The sequence below is a fragment of the Mesorhizobium sp. RCAM 05099 genome (assembly GCF_059683685.1).
Genome location: NZ_CM185035.1, coordinates 855,315 through 872,632, shown reverse-complemented (window position 1 = coordinate 872,632; position 17,318 = coordinate 855,315). Strand labels below are relative to the sequence as shown.

Annotated in this window: 16 protein-coding genes, 1 tRNA gene and 1 pseudogene; 6 read left to right on the top strand and 12 right to left on the bottom strand. The window is 64.1% G+C overall.

All coding sequences use genetic code 11. From position 1 onward, the window contains the following. Window position 1 precedes the first annotated feature (1 nt). Together AC56QQ_RS04285 and AC56QQ_RS04280 are read left to right on the top strand one after the other, a co-directional pair. Window positions 2–1,069 (top strand): ABC transporter ATP-binding protein, encoded by a 1,068-nt coding sequence (locus tag AC56QQ_RS04285; protein WP_497125691.1) that lies wholly within the window; start codon window positions 2–4, stop codon window positions 1,067–1,069. 10 nt (window positions 1,070–1,079) lie between these two features. Continuing rightward, on the top strand, window positions 1,080–1,961 hold the full coding sequence (locus AC56QQ_RS04280; RefSeq protein WP_091576109.1) for a MurR/RpiR family transcriptional regulator: 882 nt from the start codon (window positions 1,080–1,082) through the stop codon (window positions 1,959–1,961). Window positions 1,962–1,991: 30 nt separating this feature from the next. On the opposite strand, the gene AC56QQ_RS04275 is transcribed toward AC56QQ_RS04280, so the two are convergent. Next, on the bottom strand, window positions 1,992–2,315 hold the full coding sequence (locus AC56QQ_RS04275; protein ID WP_497125689.1) for a DUF167 family protein: 324 nt from the start codon (window positions 2,313–2,315) through the stop codon (window positions 1,992–1,994). 13 nt (window positions 2,316–2,328) lie between these two features. Beyond that, entirely contained in the window at window positions 2,329–2,619 is a 291-nt protein-coding gene (locus tag AC56QQ_RS04270) for a YggT family protein (protein WP_091576245.1), read from the bottom strand. Between the two features lie 161 nt (window positions 2,620–2,780). Between AC56QQ_RS04270 and AC56QQ_RS04265 the strand changes: the two genes are divergently transcribed. Next, window positions 2,781–2,856, top strand: a tRNA-Ala gene (locus tag AC56QQ_RS04265). Window positions 2,857–3,160: 304 nt separating this feature from the next. After that, entirely contained in the window at window positions 3,161–5,380 is a 2,220-nt protein-coding gene (locus AC56QQ_RS04260; RefSeq protein ID WP_497125687.1) for a putative bifunctional diguanylate cyclase/phosphodiesterase, read from the top strand. Between the two features lie 91 nt (window positions 5,381–5,471). Here the strand turns inward: AC56QQ_RS04260 and AC56QQ_RS04255 are convergent, their stop codons facing one another. The 5 genes from AC56QQ_RS04255 to exbB all read right to left on the bottom strand — a co-directional run bounded on the left by AC56QQ_RS04255 (window position 5,472) and on the right by exbB (window position 10,406). Next, window positions 5,472–6,932 (bottom strand): protein kinase domain-containing protein, encoded by a 1,461-nt coding sequence (locus AC56QQ_RS04255; RefSeq protein ID WP_497125684.1) that lies wholly within the window; start codon window positions 6,930–6,932, stop codon window positions 5,472–5,474. 13 nt (window positions 6,933–6,945) lie between these two features. After that, entirely contained in the window at window positions 6,946–7,686 is a 741-nt protein-coding gene (locus AC56QQ_RS04250; RefSeq protein ID WP_497125682.1) for a metallophosphoesterase family protein, read from the bottom strand. Between the two features lie 373 nt (window positions 7,687–8,059). Beyond that, window positions 8,060–8,995, bottom strand: coding sequence for a TonB family protein (locus AC56QQ_RS04245; RefSeq protein WP_497125679.1), 936 nt, complete (start codon window positions 8,993–8,995; stop codon window positions 8,060–8,062). Continuing rightward, window positions 8,992–9,453: a TonB system transport protein ExbD gene (gene exbD, locus AC56QQ_RS04240; RefSeq protein ID WP_497125677.1), complete on the bottom strand. Its 462-nt coding sequence runs from the start codon at window positions 9,451–9,453 to the stop codon at window positions 8,992–8,994. The genes AC56QQ_RS04245 and exbD overlap by 4 nt, the downstream gene beginning before the upstream one ends. Window positions 9,454–9,479: 26 nt before the next feature. Continuing rightward, window positions 9,480–10,406, bottom strand: a complete 927-nt coding sequence (gene exbB, locus AC56QQ_RS04235; protein WP_497125675.1) for a tonB-system energizer ExbB — start codon at window positions 10,404–10,406, stop codon at window positions 9,480–9,482. 268 nt (window positions 10,407–10,674) lie between these two features. On the opposite strand from exbB, the pseudogene AC56QQ_RS04230 reads away from it, so the two are divergent. Next, a pseudogene (locus AC56QQ_RS04230) lies at window positions 10,675–11,348 on the top strand (cysteine hydrolase family protein). A 22-nt stretch (window positions 11,349–11,370) separates the two neighbouring features. Here AC56QQ_RS04230 and AC56QQ_RS04225 read toward each other — a convergent pair. Together AC56QQ_RS04225 and AC56QQ_RS04220 are read right to left on the bottom strand one after the other, a co-directional pair. Further along, window positions 11,371–12,318, bottom strand: a complete 948-nt coding sequence (locus AC56QQ_RS04225; protein WP_497125673.1) for an LLM class flavin-dependent oxidoreductase — start codon at window positions 12,316–12,318, stop codon at window positions 11,371–11,373. Between the two features lie 109 nt (window positions 12,319–12,427). Continuing rightward, the gene (locus tag AC56QQ_RS04220; RefSeq protein WP_497125671.1) at window positions 12,428–12,730 is read right to left on the bottom strand and encodes a hypothetical protein; all 303 of its coding nucleotides are present in this window, start codon (window positions 12,728–12,730) and stop codon (window positions 12,428–12,430) included. Between the two features lie 144 nt (window positions 12,731–12,874). On the opposite strand from AC56QQ_RS04220, the gene AC56QQ_RS04215 reads away from it, so the two are divergent. Further along, window positions 12,875–13,642: an SDR family NAD(P)-dependent oxidoreductase gene (locus AC56QQ_RS04215; RefSeq protein ID WP_497125669.1), complete on the top strand. Its 768-nt coding sequence runs from the start codon at window positions 12,875–12,877 to the stop codon at window positions 13,640–13,642. 99 nt (window positions 13,643–13,741) lie between these two features. Here AC56QQ_RS04215 and AC56QQ_RS04210 read toward each other — a convergent pair whose 3' ends face one another. The 3 genes from AC56QQ_RS04210 to AC56QQ_RS04200 are packed head-to-tail and all read right to left on the bottom strand — an operon-like array spanning window position 13,742 to window position 17,249. Further along, complete coding sequence (locus AC56QQ_RS04210; protein ID WP_497125668.1) at window positions 13,742–14,686, bottom strand: ABC transporter permease; 945 nt, start codon at window positions 14,684–14,686, stop codon at window positions 13,742–13,744. Further along, complete coding sequence (locus AC56QQ_RS04205) at window positions 14,683–15,738, bottom strand: ABC transporter permease (RefSeq protein ID WP_497125666.1); 1,056 nt, start codon at window positions 15,736–15,738, stop codon at window positions 14,683–14,685. The genes AC56QQ_RS04210 and AC56QQ_RS04205 overlap by 4 nt, the downstream gene beginning before the upstream one ends. Then, the gene (locus tag AC56QQ_RS04200; RefSeq protein WP_497125665.1) at window positions 15,738–17,249 is read right to left on the bottom strand and encodes an ABC transporter ATP-binding protein; all 1,512 of its coding nucleotides are present in this window, start codon (window positions 17,247–17,249) and stop codon (window positions 15,738–15,740) included. The genes AC56QQ_RS04205 and AC56QQ_RS04200 overlap by 1 nt, the downstream gene beginning before the upstream one ends. Window positions 17,250–17,318 lie beyond the last annotated feature (69 nt).

Sequence of the window (17,318 nt, the reverse complement as noted above, 5' to 3'; positions counted from 1 at the left end):
CATGACGGACGTCGAGTTCCGCGACCTGTCGAAATCGTTCGGGCAGCACAAGATCCTCGAGAACATCAGCCTCGACATCAAGAGTGGCGAGTTCGTCGTTCTGGTCGGGCCGTCCGGCTGCGGCAAGTCGACCTTGCTGCGCATGCTGGCCGGCCTGGAGACAATCACCTCCGGCGACCTGCTGATAGGCGGCGTGCGCGCCAACGACCTGCCGCCGCAGCAGCGCAACATCGCCATGGTGTTCCAGTCCTATGCGCTGTTCCCGCACCTGAAAGCGTCGGACAATATCGGCTTTGGCCCGAAGATCCGTGGCGAAGCCCGCGCCGCGATCGACCAGAAGGTCAAGAAGGCGTCGGGCGTCCTCAATCTCTTCTCCTATCTCGACCGCTACCCCCGCCAGCTGTCCGGTGGCCAGCGCCAGCGCGTCGCCATGGGCCGCGCCATCGTGCGCGAGCCGTCGGTGTTCCTGTTCGACGAGCCTTTGTCCAACCTCGACGCGCAACTGCGCGTGCAGATGCGCGTCGAGATCAAGGCGCTGCACCAGCGGCTGAAATCGACGATCGTCTATGTCACCCACGACCAGATCGAGGCCATGACCATGGCCGACCGCATCGTGGTGATGGACCGTGGCAGGATCCAGCAGGTCGGGGCGCCGCTGGAACTCTATGACCGGCCGGCCAACAAATTCGTCGCCAGCTTCCTCGGCTCCCCGTCGATGAGTTTTGTTTCCGGGGCCCTCAAGACGACGCCTGAGAAAACCTGGTTCGAATCGGCCGGCGGCGGGCGGCTTGCGCTTGTCGGCAAGACGGTGCCGGCGGACAGTGCGGTGGAAGCCGGCATCCGGCCCGAACACTTTATCATCGGCGAGGCTGTCGATGCGATGGCGATCAAGGTGGATGTCGTCGAGCCGACCGGCTCCGAAACCCATGTCTATGGCGCCATTGGCGCCGATACGGTGCGCGCCGTGTTCCGCGACAGGGTACCGGTCAGGCCGGGTGACCTGCTGCCGGTGACCGTCGATCCCGGCAACGTCCATCTGTTCGACAAGGCGACAGGCCTGCCGCTATGAAAACACAAGCATGAAGACGCCGGCCGACATCATCACCCGCCTGCAACTGATGTCGCAGGACGGAACGAAGTCGGACCGCAAGCTCGCCGGCTTCGTGCTTGCCGACCTCGACTTCGTCTCCAAGGCGGCGATCTCGGAAATTGCCGCGCGCGTCGGTGTCAGCGAGCCGACAGTGACGCGGTTCTGTCGCAACCTCGGCTGCGAGGGCCTGCGCGACTTCAAGTTCTATCTGGCGCAGGCCATCGCCATCGGCGGCCAGTATCTGTCGCCGGAGCCATTGAGCCGCGACGCGCGCGAGCAGCGCATCGCGTCGGCCATCACGGAAGCGGCGATCGCCGCCATCCAGCGCTCCAGCGAGAATCTCGACATGACGACGCTGGTCGGCGTCGCCGCGCGGATCGCTGTCTCCGGCAATGTGCTTTGCATCGGCTCCGGCGGCATTTCGTCGATGATGGCGACCGAAATGCAGAACCGGCTGTTCAGGCTGGGTATGTCGGTGGTGGCGCAGATCGACGGACAATTGCAGCGCATGTACGCCGCCGTCGCCACGCCCGACACCACGCTGGTCGCCTTCTCGGTTTCCGGCTATGCGCGTTCGGTCATCGATGCCGTGCAGGTCGCCCAGCAATATGGCGCCACCACCGTCGCCATCACGGCGCCGGACTCCGCACTTGCCAAGGCGGCCGACACGGTGATCCATTTCCAGCCCTTGGAAGACGGCAACATCTACAAGCCGACATCGTCGCGCTATGCCCTTTTGGCGATCGTCGACATGCTCGTCACCTCGGTCGCCGAGACGCGCGGACCAAAGGTCCTCGAGAATCTGCGCCGCATCAAGCAGAGCGTGAACACGTTGAAGGTGGACGATCCGCGCTTGCCGCTCGGCGACTGAGCACCGGCTGGGCCTGTCAGGACGGTTGGACTAGCTGCCGGACCGCGCGACGAGTGCGTCGATGCTCTCCGCCAGGGCTCGCGGCTCGCCTGAAATGCGAAGCGTCTTCAGGCGGCTCGTGCCGCCGGCGACCACCGACACCGCGGACGCCGGCACGCCAAGTGCCTTGGCGAGCAACTTTTGAAGCGCTGCATTGGCGGCGCCGTTTTCCGGCACGGCGCGGACGCGGGCCTTCAGATGGCTCCGCCCGTCCGACGAGGTTTCAACGCCTTCGAGCCTGTCCAGCGCGGCCTTCGGCGTCAGCCGCACGAACAGGTCGACACCGCCATCGCGCAAGCGAAACGGTTGGCTCATGAACCCGCCGGCCTCAGACGACCAGCGACAGCACGGTGGTGAGCAGGAACTGCCGGAGGAAGAACAGGATCAACAGCAGGATGATAGGCGAAATGTCGATGCCGCCAAGGTCCGGCATGAAACGGCGGATCGGCCGCAACGCCGGCTCGGTCAGCCGGTAGAGCATGTTGCCGATGCTGCCGACGAACTGATTGCGCGAGTTGACGACGTTGAAGGCGTAAAGCCAGGAAAAGATCGCCGAGGCGATGATGACCCACCAGTACAGGTCAAGCGCCATGACGATTGTTTGAATGAGGGCGATCATGCCGGTCTCCAATTGTTGCCGACCATGTAGCCATTGCGCGCCAAACCGGCAAGGGCCGCCTTCCGCCACCCGCCAGCCTGGCGTTGGGCCGCCGGAGATTTCCACGAAACGCCGCCTTGACAGAAAACCACCGCGCCCGATAAATGCGCCATCCGCTGGACGGGGCTGTAGCTCAGCTGGGAGAGCGCGTCGTTCGCAATGACGAGGTCAGGAGTTCGATCCTCCTCAGCTCCACCAGCGGAAATATCCCAACACCTGAAAAGGCTCGCCATTTACTGAGCGTCGCTTTTGGTCGCGCATAACCGCCCTCCCAAAGACGGGCCGCTCGCGTTTTGCGATATGGGAACCGGAGGCGGGGTTAGGCTAGGCATCATTGGCCGCTTTCGCGATTCTCAGCGCGCGCCGGCTTGGCCCGTCCAAAAATCCGACCGCTTATCCAATGAACCTCCACGTCAATGGCGTCGGAGGCGTGTGCTTCAGATCGCGCTCTCCGCGCCGTCACGTTAAGAGTATGGAAGCCGTTGAGGGTTAGATATGTCGCATGAAACTGCCTCGACATTCGAACGAACCCACCCTTCGGCTCTTTCTGCTGCGAATGGCGATGCCCATCATTGGGTTAACGCTACTCATCGCAATCGCAACCACGGGGCTTCTGCTATGGTCCACGATTCAGACCGACAGCGTTGCCGTATCGCGGCAGCAAAGCCTGGTTGCCCTGATTGTATCCAAGCTGGAAAGCGGAGTCGCACACGACCAGGAGAGCGTTACAGTCTGGGACGACGCGGTAACGGCGCTGCGCAAACGGGACGACAAGTGGGTCGACATCAATCTAGGCAGTTGGATGCACACCTACTTCGGTCAAGACGAGATCTACATTCTCGATCCAACTGATGCGCCTGTCTACGCATCGATAGACGGTTCGAAGGCCGACCCTGGCAGCTACACTTCCATAAAGGGAACCACCGGACGCCTTGTTGAGGACCTCAGGGCAAGGCTCAAACGGGGGGATACCGAAGGCGTCTCGGAGCAAGTTCTCACGATAGGGGTTGCCGACTTGGCCATCGTCTCGGGCCACCCTGCCATTGTCAGCATAAAGCCGGTCGTGTCCGACAGCGGCAACATCGCCCAGGTACAGGGTGAGGAATTTCTGCACGTTGCGATCCGATTTCTCGATGGCAATCTCGTCACCTCCTTCAGAAAAGACTATTTTCTGGATGGTGCGCGATTCTCCTGGGTAAATTTACAATCCTCGGCCGAGACGTCTTATCCCCTCCATAGCAGGTCTGGTTCGACTATCGGTTTTTTTGTGTGGCAACCATATCGCCCTGGAGCTTTTGTGCTCTTCCAGCTGGCCCCTATTCTTATCACTTTGTTTGGGCTGGTCTTGGGTGGCGTCATTCTGGGCCTGATCGCCTTTCGCAGGCGGAGTTTGAAGTTGAGAGAATCCGAGGACCGGATTTTTCATCTCGCACACAATGATCTGCTCACGGCCTTGCCCAATCGCGGCCAGTTCAACGAACGACTGGCCGATGCCCTGATGCGTCTACCCTCGACGGGCGAACAGCTCGCCATTCTTTACCTCGACCTCGACCGATTCAAGCAGGTGAATGACAGTTTTGGCCATCCGGCAGGCGATGAGTTGCTCAGAGAGTTCGCCGATCGGCTGAGGCGGCTAACCACGGAAGCGGACACCGTCGCCCGCCTGGGCGGCGACGAGTTCATCATCATCCGACGCTCGGTCGGAGGGGAAGATGATGTCAAGGCTTTGTGCGACCGGCTAATCGAGTCCGCCCGCCGGCCGTTCGAAGTCTCAGGGATGCAAGTCTTTATTGGCTTGAGTGTCGGATGCGCATTTGCGCCCAAGGATGGGTTGGATCAGGTCGAACTGGTGAGGAAAGCCGACACGGCGCTCTACCACGCCAAGGCTGCGGGTCGCAGCAGCTACGCCTTCTTCGTGCCGGAGATGGACCAGACGCTGGCGATGCGCAAGGGCCTCGAGCAGGAGCTGCGCAAGGCGCTGGAAGTGCCTGGCGCAATCCAGGTCCACTACCAGCCGCTCTATACGGCCGACACGAAGGAGATAATAGGCGTCGAAGCCCTGGCCCGCTGGTCCCACGCGGATCGGGGCTGGGTCCCCCCGGACCTGTTCATACCATTGGCCGAGGAAACGGGGTTGATCGATCAGTTGGGCGAACTGGTCCTGCGGCAGGCGTGCCGCGATGCGGCCAATTGGAAGATCGACACCCTGGCCGTGAACGTATCGGCCTTGCAACTGAACAATCCGGCTTTCGCAATGAAAGTGACCGGCATCTTGTTGGAGGCGCAAATGGATCCGCGGCGCCTCGAATTGGAAGTGACAGAAAGCGCACTTTTGGAGCGCCGGACCGAATGCAAGCACAACATCGAGGCGCTGCGCCACATCGGGGTGCGCTTCGCTCTCGATGATTTTGGCACCGGGTTTTCGTCATTGGGGCGCCTGCAGACCCTGGAAGTCGACAGGATCAAGATCGACCGGAGCTTCGTGCATGGCTTCGGCCGCTCGAATGGCGACGAGGCAATCGTTCAGGCGATTATCGACCTGGCGCGCGCTACTGGCCTTAGCACCACCGCCGAAGGGGTTGAGACCGAGAGCCAATGCGATTATCTGCGCGAGCTCGGCTGCGACCAGCTTCAAGGCTTTCTGCTCTCAAGGCCTGTGCCGAAAGTGAGACTTCAAGAGCTGCTGGATGAGGAAGTTTTGTCCCGACGCGCTTCCGCATGAGACGAACGGGTTGACGTGAGACCAAGCCCGAGGAGCGCGTCTGTCGATTTCGCCCTGATTTCTTGGCGTCCTAGCTGCCTTGGCGCCGCGTTCATTGATCTGGTTCGGCGCTCTCCCGCTCCCCTGTCGCTATAGGCTCGGGGCCTTTGCGGTACAGCCCCTGTTCCTCGACCGCCTTCAGGCGGACCACTGAGACCGAGCAAAGGGCTTGTGCCACGACTTTGGTCGAGACGCTGCCGAGGTGACGGCGAATTGCCGAGGACGCCCTTGCTCCAACGACGATGTGTCCGACGTCATTGTGCTCGGCGTAGTTGAGGATCGCATCGGCGGGGCTGACCGCTTCGAGCACATGGTAGCTGATGCGGTCTTCCGGCAGGTGCAGCGGACGGGCCCAGTCCTTCAGTGCGACGAGCCGCCTCAGATACTCCGAGCGACCCGTTTCGTCGGCCGCCGGCGCCTCGCCGATGATCTCGGTCTTCAGGACCGTTACACAGGCCAGCCAGGAATCCTCGCGCGATGCAAGCACACGAGCGGTCTCGTTGAGAACTTCGCCTGCCAGCGCATCACTGCCATTGGTTAGATCGACCGCGGCAAGGACAATTGACGGTCCGGCCTGTGTCCTCGACATGGTCGGCTTGCCGACAAGCGATCTGTCGTCCGTCTTGTGAAACAGCTTCGTGATCGCGGCCCATACACCCACGTCCTTGGGCTTGCGTCTGACAACCACCACCTGGTCGGGGTTCCTCAGGTCGGACAGAACCTGTGCCGCCTCGACGTATCGTCGAGACCTGTCCACTTCCATGCATCTCAGGATGATGGCTTCCAGCCACCGCGGAATGGCCTCGTTGATGTCTCGCGGCGGCCTGGGGGCATGGTAGAGCCTGCGCTTCATCCCCGCGAAAGTCGCCGGGCGCCCGAACGGCTCTTCGCCCGTAGCCAGCTGATAGAGAATACCACCCAGCGCGAACAGGTCACTTGCGGGATCGGATCTCTCGCCGAGCACCTGTTCGGGCGAGATATAGGCGGCGGTGCCCATCGGCACCGAGCTTTCCGCGCCGAGAAGGTCGGGAAGCTCTGAATGCCGGGCGAGTCCGAAGTCGAGCAGCACCGCGCCGCGCTTGGCAAGGATGATGTTCTCGGGCTTGAGATCGAGATGGACGACCTTCTGCCGGTGCAGGGCGGCAAGTGCTGTCGCGATCTCGGTTCCGATTCTTGCCACCTCGTCCCCATGCAGCGGCGCGTTGCCCACGACGTCGGCGAGGCCAGTGCCGGCCACGAACTCCATGGCAATATAGGGGACCTGCGCCAAACTGCCGGATGCCGCGAAACGCGGCACATGCGGTCCCGAGAGGCGTTTCAGGATCAGCTCCTCCGCCTCGAAACCGAGGATGACGGAAACATCCCCACCCGGATCGAGAAACGGTATCTTCAGCACCAGCGGGAAATCGTACCGTGGGTTGGTCGCCCGCCACAGCGAGGCCATGCCGCCGGTGGGCAGCCTTTCGACCAGCTCGAAACCATCGATGACTGTCCCTGCCTCAAACCGTTGCATGGGATACGCCTCCTCAGCGGCCGATCTTCAAACGCATGCCAAGCCACCCGGGCAGACCGGCGGCCTGGATCTTGCGGGCCGTCTCTTCGTGATCATAGGGAACACGAACCATCGTGACCTCGTGCCGCTCCGTGTCGACGAGAGCATAACACGCCGCCGGATTGCCATCGCGGGGTTGGCCTACCGCGCCGACAACCACCAGATGCCGTGCCAGCGCGGACAAAGGCACCGCCACATTATCCAGCGGCCGGAAATGGATCGGCCGGCGGCCGGGCAGCGCGTAGTAGATGGCCGGAACGTGGGTGTGGCCGCAGAAAATGAAACGGGCATCGCTTGACGACAGGCAGCGTTCCGCTGCGTCGACGTCGCGTATGTAAAGCCATTTTGCCGGCCGCTCCGCGCTGGCGTGCACATACAGCCGGTCTTCGGATTGCAGCGAAAGCGGCAATCGCGCCAGGAAATCGAAATGCGCCGGAGCGAGGCGTTCGCGGGTCCACTGGACGGCGAACCGCGCATTTTCGGTCATATCACTCCGGTTCAGAACCACCGCCTCATCGTGATTACCGAGAACGCAAAGCGCCCCCTGGGCCACCAGATCGGCGGCCTTCTCGACCACATGGACGGGATCAGGCCCATAGCCCACCAGATCACCCAGCAAGACCAGTTGGTCCGGGTGACGCTTGTGGACAGCCTCCAGCACCGCGTCGAAGGCCTCGCGATTGGCATGGATGTCGGACAGGATCGCGATGCGCATTCAACATTATCCCGGGGATCGGCGGAACATCGCAAGTCACTTGCCATGACTGATATCGTCCCGATCGGTTAGCTGCTTGATTTGGATCAAGAACCCGTCGGGACTGGTTCGGCGCGAAGGCGTCCACCGTCAGCGGAACAATCGTTTTTCGGCCCTCCGCGACAGGGGAACGCACGCATCGCCGGGCGGCCGAAGTCGCCGGATGCCCGCGGGTCGCGGCCCGCCAACTTATCTCGATGGCAATGACCGATACCTGCCAGGCCGACAGTTTCTGGGCGCGGAGGACGCCTTTGATGCCCATTTTGACTTCATGATGCGGACCATGGACATCAACGGTGCCGACGACCCGACCCTCGGGATCCTGCTCTGGCCCCTAATTGCGCAGGCTGAACACGAAGGGCGCCGTACGGCTGACGCGGGAACCGAGTTCCGCCGGTGGGGCCGGCACCGTGGCGCCCTGGAGCACGGCGAGCGCCGCACGGTCTAGATCGGGGTCGCCGGAAGAACCAACCATCCGGGCGGACAATACGCGCCCGGAGGAATCGATCGTGAATGTGACCCTCACGTCACCCTCCACGCGTCGGGCCCTCGCCGCGCTCGGATAGCGCGTGTGCCGTCTGATCCAGGCTGCCAGGCTGGAGTTCCATCTGGCGGGGTTCACGCCCGATCGCGAAGCCGCTTCGGCCGACTTCGGCGCGGCTGTCTTGGCCGCCGGCCTTGCGTCGGCACTGGCGACGGTTGCCGTCTTCGGCGGCGCCGCCTTCTCCTTTTTTGGCCGCGGCCTGGGCTTCTCGACAGGCTTTTTCGCCTTGGCTTCAACCGGTTTCTTTTCCTTTGGCGCTTCGACCGGTTTCGCCTGCGGCAGCGGGATGACCACCTCGGGGGCGACGGTCTCGACAATATCGGGGACGACCTCCTCCAGCGGCGTCTGGTCGGCCTGTTCAGCCATTTCGGTTTGGGCGGGTTCGGTCTCGTCGGGCGGAACCGCTTCCGACTGTTCGACAACCGGCTGCATCTGTTCCACCGGCTTTTGCTGTGCCGGCTCCGGCTCGGTCTGGTCGGGCGTCACCGCGTCCAGCGCGGCCATCTGTTCTTCCACGGCCGGCATTGCCGCCATCGGCGCCATCTCGATCAGCTGGGCTGGTGGTGGGCCGCCATCCGCTTCGTCGACCAGGCTGAAGCTCTGCACCGCATAGGCAACCGCGACATGGGCTCCAAGGACCAGCAAGGCCGCACCCGCCCACAAGCCAATATCGCGCCAACCGAAACGCGAAAGCTCCACCGTGGGCAAGGCAGCCGATGGCGTCATGGCGACGCCGCTCCCGTGGCGGCCGGGGCATCGGCCGCGGGCGATGTCTCCAGGCCGACCAGCGCGATCTTCAGATAGCCGGCGCCGCGCAGCAGGTTCATCACTTGCATCAGGTCGCCATAGCCGACCGCCTTGTCGGCGCGCAGGAAGATGCGCGTCTGCTTGTCGCCCTTGGTCCTGCTGTCCAGCGTGGCGGCGAAAGCCGGGCGTGGCACGGCATCGTTGCCGATCGCCAGCGTCAGATCTTCCTTCAACGTCAGGAACAGCGGCGTCTCCGGTCGTGGCGCGGGCGTTGCGGTCGAGCCCGGCAGATCGACATTGACATCCACCGTCGCCAGCGGCGCGGCGACCATGAAGATGATCAGCAGCACCAGGATGACGTCGATGAACGGAGTGACGTTGATCTCGTGGCTCTCCTCGAGATCGTCGTCCATGGTCTGTCGGATTCTGCCTGCCATGGCGTTGCTCCGCTTCGGCGCTGCCATTATCCCGCCGCCGCCGTCGCCGGCGCGACGGCGCGGAAATCCAGATCGCGGCTGACCAGCCGTTCGACGCCCGCCGACGCGTCGGCGAGGATCTGCCGGTAGCCGGCTATGGAGCGCGCGAAGACGTTGTAGATGACGACGGCCGGTATCGCCGCGACGAGGCCCATCGCCGTAGCCAGCAAGGCTTCGGCGATACCGGGAGCGACCACGGCGAGATTGGTGGTCTGCGCCTGCGATATGCCGATGAACGCGTTCATGATGCCCCAGACGGTACCGAACAGGCCGACAAAGGGCGCGGTCGAGCCAATAGTCGCCAGCACGCCCGTGCCACGCGACATACGCCGCGACGCCGCCGCCTCGATGCGCGACAGGCGCGAGGTGACCCGTTCCTTCAGCCCGTCACCGCTGACATGGTCGAGCGCGCCGGCCGAAAGCGCGGTTTCCTCCTCGGCCGCCCGCACCAGAAGCGCGCCGGCGCCGCCGCTGCGGTCGAGCGCTCGGCTGGCCTGCTTCAGCGTCGCTGCATCGCCGATCGCCCGGACGGCGCGACGGATGCGCAGCTTGCCGCCGAAAATCTCCAACGATTTGGCCAGCCAGATCGTCCAGGTGACGAGGGAGGCGAAGGCCAGGCCGATCATCACCGCCTTGACGATGATATCGGCCGCCATGAACATGCCCCACGGCGACAGATCATGCGGCAGGGTCAATTCCATCGCCGTCGACGGTCCGGCCTCGACTGGCGACCTGGCGACCGGCTGGATGCCTGGCTGCTGTTGCACGGGCGCCGCTGCTGGCGGGGCAGCTGCCGGTGCGGTGGGTGCCCCGATCGCCGGGGCGGCAGCGCCCGATTGCTCCTGGGCGGCCGCACTGCCGGCCGACAGGATCACGGATGCGGCAAACGCCGCCAGCAGACCATTTCTCGACAACAGCTTCTCTCCAGTCCTGCCGCCCGCATTTCCAGATCCGGGGCTTCGGCGAGCCAGTGCCCGGTTGACTATAAAACATGACATTGCTAGTCAACATTTAAGAAGACTTCAACAGTCAACAAATCGTCGTGACGTGCCAGTTGCGTCTGCCCGCCAGCTGGCCGACGCCCGGCATCTCGCTTCTTCGTGTCAAGGATGCCGTCCGGCTGGACGGCTGCAACTTCGCCGGTCAGGATGGACCTCACAATCGATGAGGAGAGAACCACGGATGATCAAGGCGAGGCCCTTCGACTTCCCCTATGACGGCAGGCTGGTTGCGGAAAACACCGCGCTGATCGTCATCGACCTGCAGCAGGATTTCCTGTCGACGACAGGCTACTTCGCCGGCAAGGCTATGATCCGTCGCCGCTAAGGGCGATCCTGCCGACGGTGAGCCGGCTGATCGCCGCCGCCCGCGGGGCCGGCCTGACGATCATCCACACAAGGCAAGGCTACAGGGCCGATATGGCCGACATGACGCCTTACGAGAAATGGCGCCGCAAGCGCGCCGGTCTCGAAGGCACCGAAATCCTGCTGCGCTCCGGCCCGGGTTTTCAGATCGTTCCAGAGATCGACGTCGCGCCGCAGGACATCATCGTCGACAAGACCTGCAACAGCGCCTTCACTTATACGGATCTCGAGCTTGTCCTGCGCGCGCAAGGCATCACGCATCTGTTGTTTTCAGGATGCACGACGGATGTCTGCGTCCACACCACGCTGCGCGAGGCCTGCGACCGCAATTTTCAGTGCCTGACGATCTCGGATGCCTGCGCCAGTGGCGACAGGCAGGCGCACGAAGCCGCGCTTCACATGGTGACGATCGAGGATGGCATCTTCGGCGCGCTGGCTGATTCCACCGCCGTCATCGACGCCCTGTCGCGGCTGAGCGACGCGACAGGCTAGTTCAAGGGCCGCCAAGGCACTGTCAACCCGCTGCACGCGTCTCCGGCCTCGTGCGCGAAGCAAACGCTCCGGGCTGGAATTCGTCGGTTTCGCGACGCGCCAGGGAGTTGCGCAACAACGCGATCGTTTCCCGGCCGACCGTCGCGATCTCGCGCGGCGTGTCGACACCGGCAATCATGAATTCATCGATCCCGAGCCCGGCATAGGCAAGCAGCGACAGGGCGACCTGGGCCGGCGGGCCGGAAACGTCGACCGCCTTGTGGCCGGTGGTGGAAACACCCTGGTGGATCCTGACCGGAAGCGCAAAGCGCAGCCTGCTCGCCCGGCCGTGTTCGGCGGCGGCGCCACGCACCCGCTCCATCAACTGCCGAACCTCGTCGATCGAGCCCGGCGCCAGTTCAAAGACATCGGCATGCCGGCCGGCCACCTTGACCGCCGTTCCGGATTGCCCGCCCATGCGGATGGTCAGGTCGGCGCCGTGAGGACCCTTGCGGGGCACATAGCCACCCTTGATGCTGTAGAACGCGCCTTCGTGGTCGAAGGGGCGGTCGTTCGACCACAGCCGCTTCAGCAGCACCAGATATTCGTCGATGCGCTGCCAGACGACCGTATGCCCGACCGGCCGGGTCTCGGCATCGTCGTCGCTCAACGGCTCGCTGATCATCCTGAGCGCCAGACGTCCGCCGCTTTTCCTGTCGATCGATGCCAGCTGGCGCGCCGCCACCGTCGGTTCGACCACGCCCGCCCAGTGGGTGAGCACGACTTCGAGCGACGAGGTGCGATCGAGCACCTGGGCGGCAAGATCCATGTTGGTCAGCAGCCCGGCCGAATCGTCGACGACGATCTTGCGGAAGCCGCCGTCCTCGATCAGGCCAAGCTTGGTCGCGGTCTCGGCGAAATCATAGAAGAACGGAGCCGTGGTGTCGGCAGGGTGTGTTTTACCGGGAACATGCGTGAACTCGATCGGCATTGCCATCTCCTCCGTCGCGTTAGGCGCGCAAAAGCGCGCCGAGGATTCGGTTCATTCAACTCCGATTGACTGGAAGCGGTGGGCAGCTAGCCCTGGTCGATCCGACGACTCAGGGAATAAGGCCCAGGACAACTGCCCCGGTGAACACGAACGCAAGGGCAAAGACGAGATAGGCGAAAGCTCCGGCATAGGCCGGGCGAAAAGTCTGGGCATTGGCCAGCCGCTGGCCGTTGCTGTCAGTCTGAGCGTTCTGGATATAGGACATATCGACCTCCGTCTCGCCGCTTAATCTATAAAACTTGTAGACTTTGTCGAGTGCTATTTTCGAGCCAAAGGCAGAATATTTTTCTCTCATAGCGCCTAAAATTAGTTCCCGCTTGCTGAGAGGCTCACCTTGGCCGCAGATCGACATGGCATCTCCATGGTCTCCCTGCGCGGCTGAATGGGTCTGAACCCTTGTTCTCATTGCCCCCACTTGGTGCATTGGCCGCCCGGTGCGCGCGCGATAGAATCGCCAAACCAGCAAACGAAAATCGTCAGACAGGGGAGTGGGAAAATGGGCACAAGACTGGCCGGCAAGGTCGCCATCATTTCGGGTGGCGCGACGGGTATGGGCGGGGCGGCCTCGGAGCTGTTTGCCGCGGAAGGCGCCAAGGTGGCGATCATCGACCGCAACGGCGAGGCGGCCGCCGCCACCGCGGCGGCGATCCGCGCGCGCGGCCATGTTGCCGAGCATTTTGTCGCCGACGTGTCCGACGAAGCGCAGGTCGAGGCTGCCGTAAAGGGCGCGACGGAAAAACTCGGCCCGGTCACCGTGCTGTTCAACCATGCCGGCACCATCGTCATCAAACCGTTTCTGGAGACCACCGTTCAGGAATGGGACTGGCTGCATGCCGTCAATGTCCGCTCGATGTTCCTGATGACGCGCGCGGTGCTGCCCGGCATGATTGCGGCGGGCGGCGGCTCGATCGTCTGCACCTCGTCGATCTCGGCAGTGGCGGCGACGCCGATGGAAGTGCTCTACGACACCACCAAGGGCGCCTGCCACATGTTCGCCCGCGCCATCGCCGTCGAGTTCCGCGACCGCAACATCCGCTGCAATGCCGTCTGCCCCGGCTTCATCCGCACGCCGCACGGCCTGCGCGAGGTCGCCGATCTTGGCAGGCTCGGCGTCGATGTCTCCGACGCCGCGCTTGCCGCGCAGCAGGGCCGCATCGGCGAGCCGGAAGAGGTGGCCAGGGCAGCGCTTTACCTGGCCAGCGACGAGGCCAGCTTTGTCAACGGCGCGCATCTGTTCGTGGATAATGGTTTTACGGCCATGTGAGGCGTCCCACGGTCCCGGTTCTTCATCCCAAGGACAGCTTGGCGCGCCCTTCCTCCCCCGTCGATCGGGGGAGAGGAAAGGACACCAAGTCCTACTCGTCTACCTTTCCTCGCGTCGAAACGGCTTGAGCAGCGCCGATGGCGCCACCGCGTTGCGCGACATCACTGCCATGGCGACGATGGTGAAGATGAAGGGCAGCATCAGGAACGCTTCGTAGGGGATGTGCCCGAGCCCGCTTGCCTGCATGCGCAGCTGCAGGGCATCGACAAAGGCGAACAGAAGGGCGGCGCCCGCCGAACGCCACGGATCCCAGCGGCCGAACACGACCAGCGCGATCGCCACCCAGCCGCGCCCGGAGACGACGCCGAAGGTGAAGGCGTTGAACTGCGCCATCGACAGGAAGGCGCCGGCCAGCCCCATCAGCGCGCCACCCAGGATCACCGCCTGGAAACGCGTGGCTATGACGCTGACGCCGGCGGAATCGGCGGCGCGCGGGTTTTCGCCGACCATACGCACCGACAGGCCCCATGGCGTGCGGTAGAGCACGAAAGCGGCGAGCGGAATGGCCAGGATCGCCATGTAGACCAGCGAGAACTGGTTGAACACCGCCTGCCCGAGCACCGGAATATCGGACAGAACCGGAACCGGCAGCGTCTCGAACCCCTTGATGTTGGGCGGCACCGACTGCTGGCCGAAGATCAGCCGGTAGAGGAAATAGGCGAGGCCCGATGAGAACAGCGTCACGCCGATGCCGCAGACATGCTGGCTGAGGCCGAGCGCCACCGTGAACAGAGCATGCAGCGCGCCCATCAGCATGCCGGTGAGCACCGCCACCAGCACGCCGAACCACAGGCTGCCGCTCAGGCTGGTGGCGGTGAAGCCGGTCATCGCCGAGAGCAGCATGATGCCCTCGATGCCGAGATTGAGCACGCCGGCGCGCTCGGAGAACATTTCGCCGAGCGTCGCAAACGCCAGCGGCGTGGCGATACGGATGATGGCGGCGAGGAAGCCAACCTGGAAGATTTGTTCGAACACCGCGCTCATTGGGCGGCTCCGACGCGGCGGATGCGGTAGGCGGTGAACAGCAGCGCCACCAGCATGGCAAGCAAGGCGGTGCCCTGGATGACGTCGCTGAGGAAGGCCGGCACGCCGGTCGCGCGCGACATCGCCTCGGCGCCGGTCATCACGGCGGCAAGGAAGATCGCCGCCGGCACCACGCCGAGCGGATTGAGCCGCGCCAGCATGGCGACGACGATGCCCGAATAGCCGTAGCCCGGCGAGATGTCGCTCATCACCTGGAAATGCACGCCGCCAACCTCGCCGACCCCTGCCAGTCCGGCCAGGGCGCCGGACAGCAACGCGGTCGAGATCAACACCCGCTCGACGTTGATGCCGCCATAGCGCGCCGCTTCGGGGTTTTCGCCAGTGACCCTGATCCTGAAGCCGAGCGTGGTGCGCACGATCAGGAACCAGATCAAAGGTGCCGCGATCAGCGCCACGACCACGCCGAGATGCAGCCGCGTGCCTTCGAGCAGCACCGGGAAATTGGCCGAATCCTCGATCGGCGGCGAGATCGGATAGCCGCTGAACGTATCCTTCCACGGCCCCTCGATCAGCGCCATCAGCGCATAGTAGATGACCGAGTTAAGCAACAGCGAGCTCACCACATCGTCGACCTTGAACTTCACCCGCAGCGTCGCGGGAACGAGGGCAACGGCCGCACCGGCCGCGGCACCCGCCACCGCCATCAAGACCATGGCCAGCGGCCCCGGCATCGGGATGGCGCCGACAAAGCAACTGGCCACCGCGCCCGCCAGCAACTGCCCCTCGGCGCCGATGTTCCAGAATTTGGCCCGGAAGGCGACGGCCACCGCCAGCCCGGTGAAGATCATCGGCGCGGCGCGCACCATCGTTTCGGTGATCGCATAGGTGTCGCCGAGCGAGGCCGTGAACATCACGCCATAGGCATCGAGGACGCCGGCGCCGGCCAGCGCGATCAGGCCGCTGCACAGCACGAGTGTGGCGCCGATCGCCAGCAGCGGCAGCGCGAGGTTGAACCAGGCGGGCGTCGAGGTGCGGACTTCCAGGCGGAACATCAGCTATGGCCCTCCGCCCCGGTCATCATCAGGCCAAGCCGCGCGATCGTCGCATCGGCGCTGTCGAGCGTGCCGACGATGCGGCCCTCATACATCACCGCGATGCGGTCGCAGAGCACCAGCAGTTCTTCGAGATCCTCGCCAATGACGATGATGCCGCAGCCCTTGGCCCGCATGTCGAGGAATTTTTCGTGGATGAAACGGGCGGCACCGATGTCGAGGCCGCGTGTCGGCTGCGAGACGATCAGCACCTTCGGATCGAAGGCCAGCTCGCGCGCCAGCAGCGCCTTCTGCAGATTGCCGCCGGACAGCGCGCCGGCACGGGTCATCGGCCCAGGACACCTGATATCATAGGCCTTGATCTGCACCTCGGCGAAGGCGCGGATCGCATCCGGGTTGAGCAGGCCTCTGCTGCTGAACGCCGCGGTGCCGATGCGCGGCAGCACCATCGAATCGGCGAGCGGCAGGTTGGTGACCAGACCGGTGGTCATGCGGTCTTCCGGAATGCGGCCGAGACCAAGCGCCTGCACCTCGCGCGGCGAGAAACGCGACACGTTTTGGCCGGCGATCGTCATCTGGCCGGCATCAGGCGCACGCACGCCGGAGATGACCTCCGCCAGCGCGCGCTGGCCATTGCCCGACACGCCGGCAATGCCGAGGATCTCGCCGGCGCGGACGGCAAGCGATACGTCGCGCAGCGCCGTGCCCGAATGCCGCGATGTGGAAATGCCGTCGAGCGTCAGCACCGCAGCGCCGGGCGATGATGGCCCCCTCGCCGGCGGCACGATCTCGTGGCCGCACATCAGTTGCGCCATTGCGGCCGATGTCGTGTTGGCCGGGTCGTCGACGCGGCCGGCGACGCGGCCAAGCCGCAACACCGTGCAGCGATGCGTCAGCGCCCGCACCTCGTTGAGCTTGTGCGAGATGAAGATGATGCCGAGCCCCTGCGCCGCCATCGAGCGCAATGCCGAAAACAGCCCGTCGACCTCGCTTGGTGCCAGCACCGCCGTCGGCTCGTCGAGGATCAGCAGTCTGGCGCCGCGAAACAGCGCCTTGACGATTTCGAGCCGCTGCTGCTCGCCGACCGACAGTGCCGAGACCGGAAGATCTGGATCGAGCGTCAGCCCATGCTGGCGGCCGATTTCGGCGAGACGGGCCAGACCGCCCACACGATCGATTCGTCCCGATTTGCCGGGAATGCCGATGAGCAGATTTTCCAGCACCGTCAACCTAGGTGCCAGGTGAAAATGCTGATGCACCATGCCGATGCCGGCGGCCAGCGCGTCGGCCGAACTGGTGATCCGCACCGGCTGGCCCTGGATGAGGATCTCGCCGGCGTCCGGCGCATAGGCACCGAACAGCACGTTCATCAGCGTCGTCTTGCCAGCGCCGTTCTCGCCCAGCAGCCCGAGGATCTCGCCCGGTGCAACGCTGAGATCAACGGCCTCGTTCGCCTTGACGGCGCCGAAGCTCTTGGTGATGCCGCGCATTTCGATGAGTGGAGCGGGCAAGGGTTTTTCCCGTTGAGAGGTCACGTTTGCGCGGGTTCACCCTCTCCCTTGTGGGGGTGAGAAGCGGTC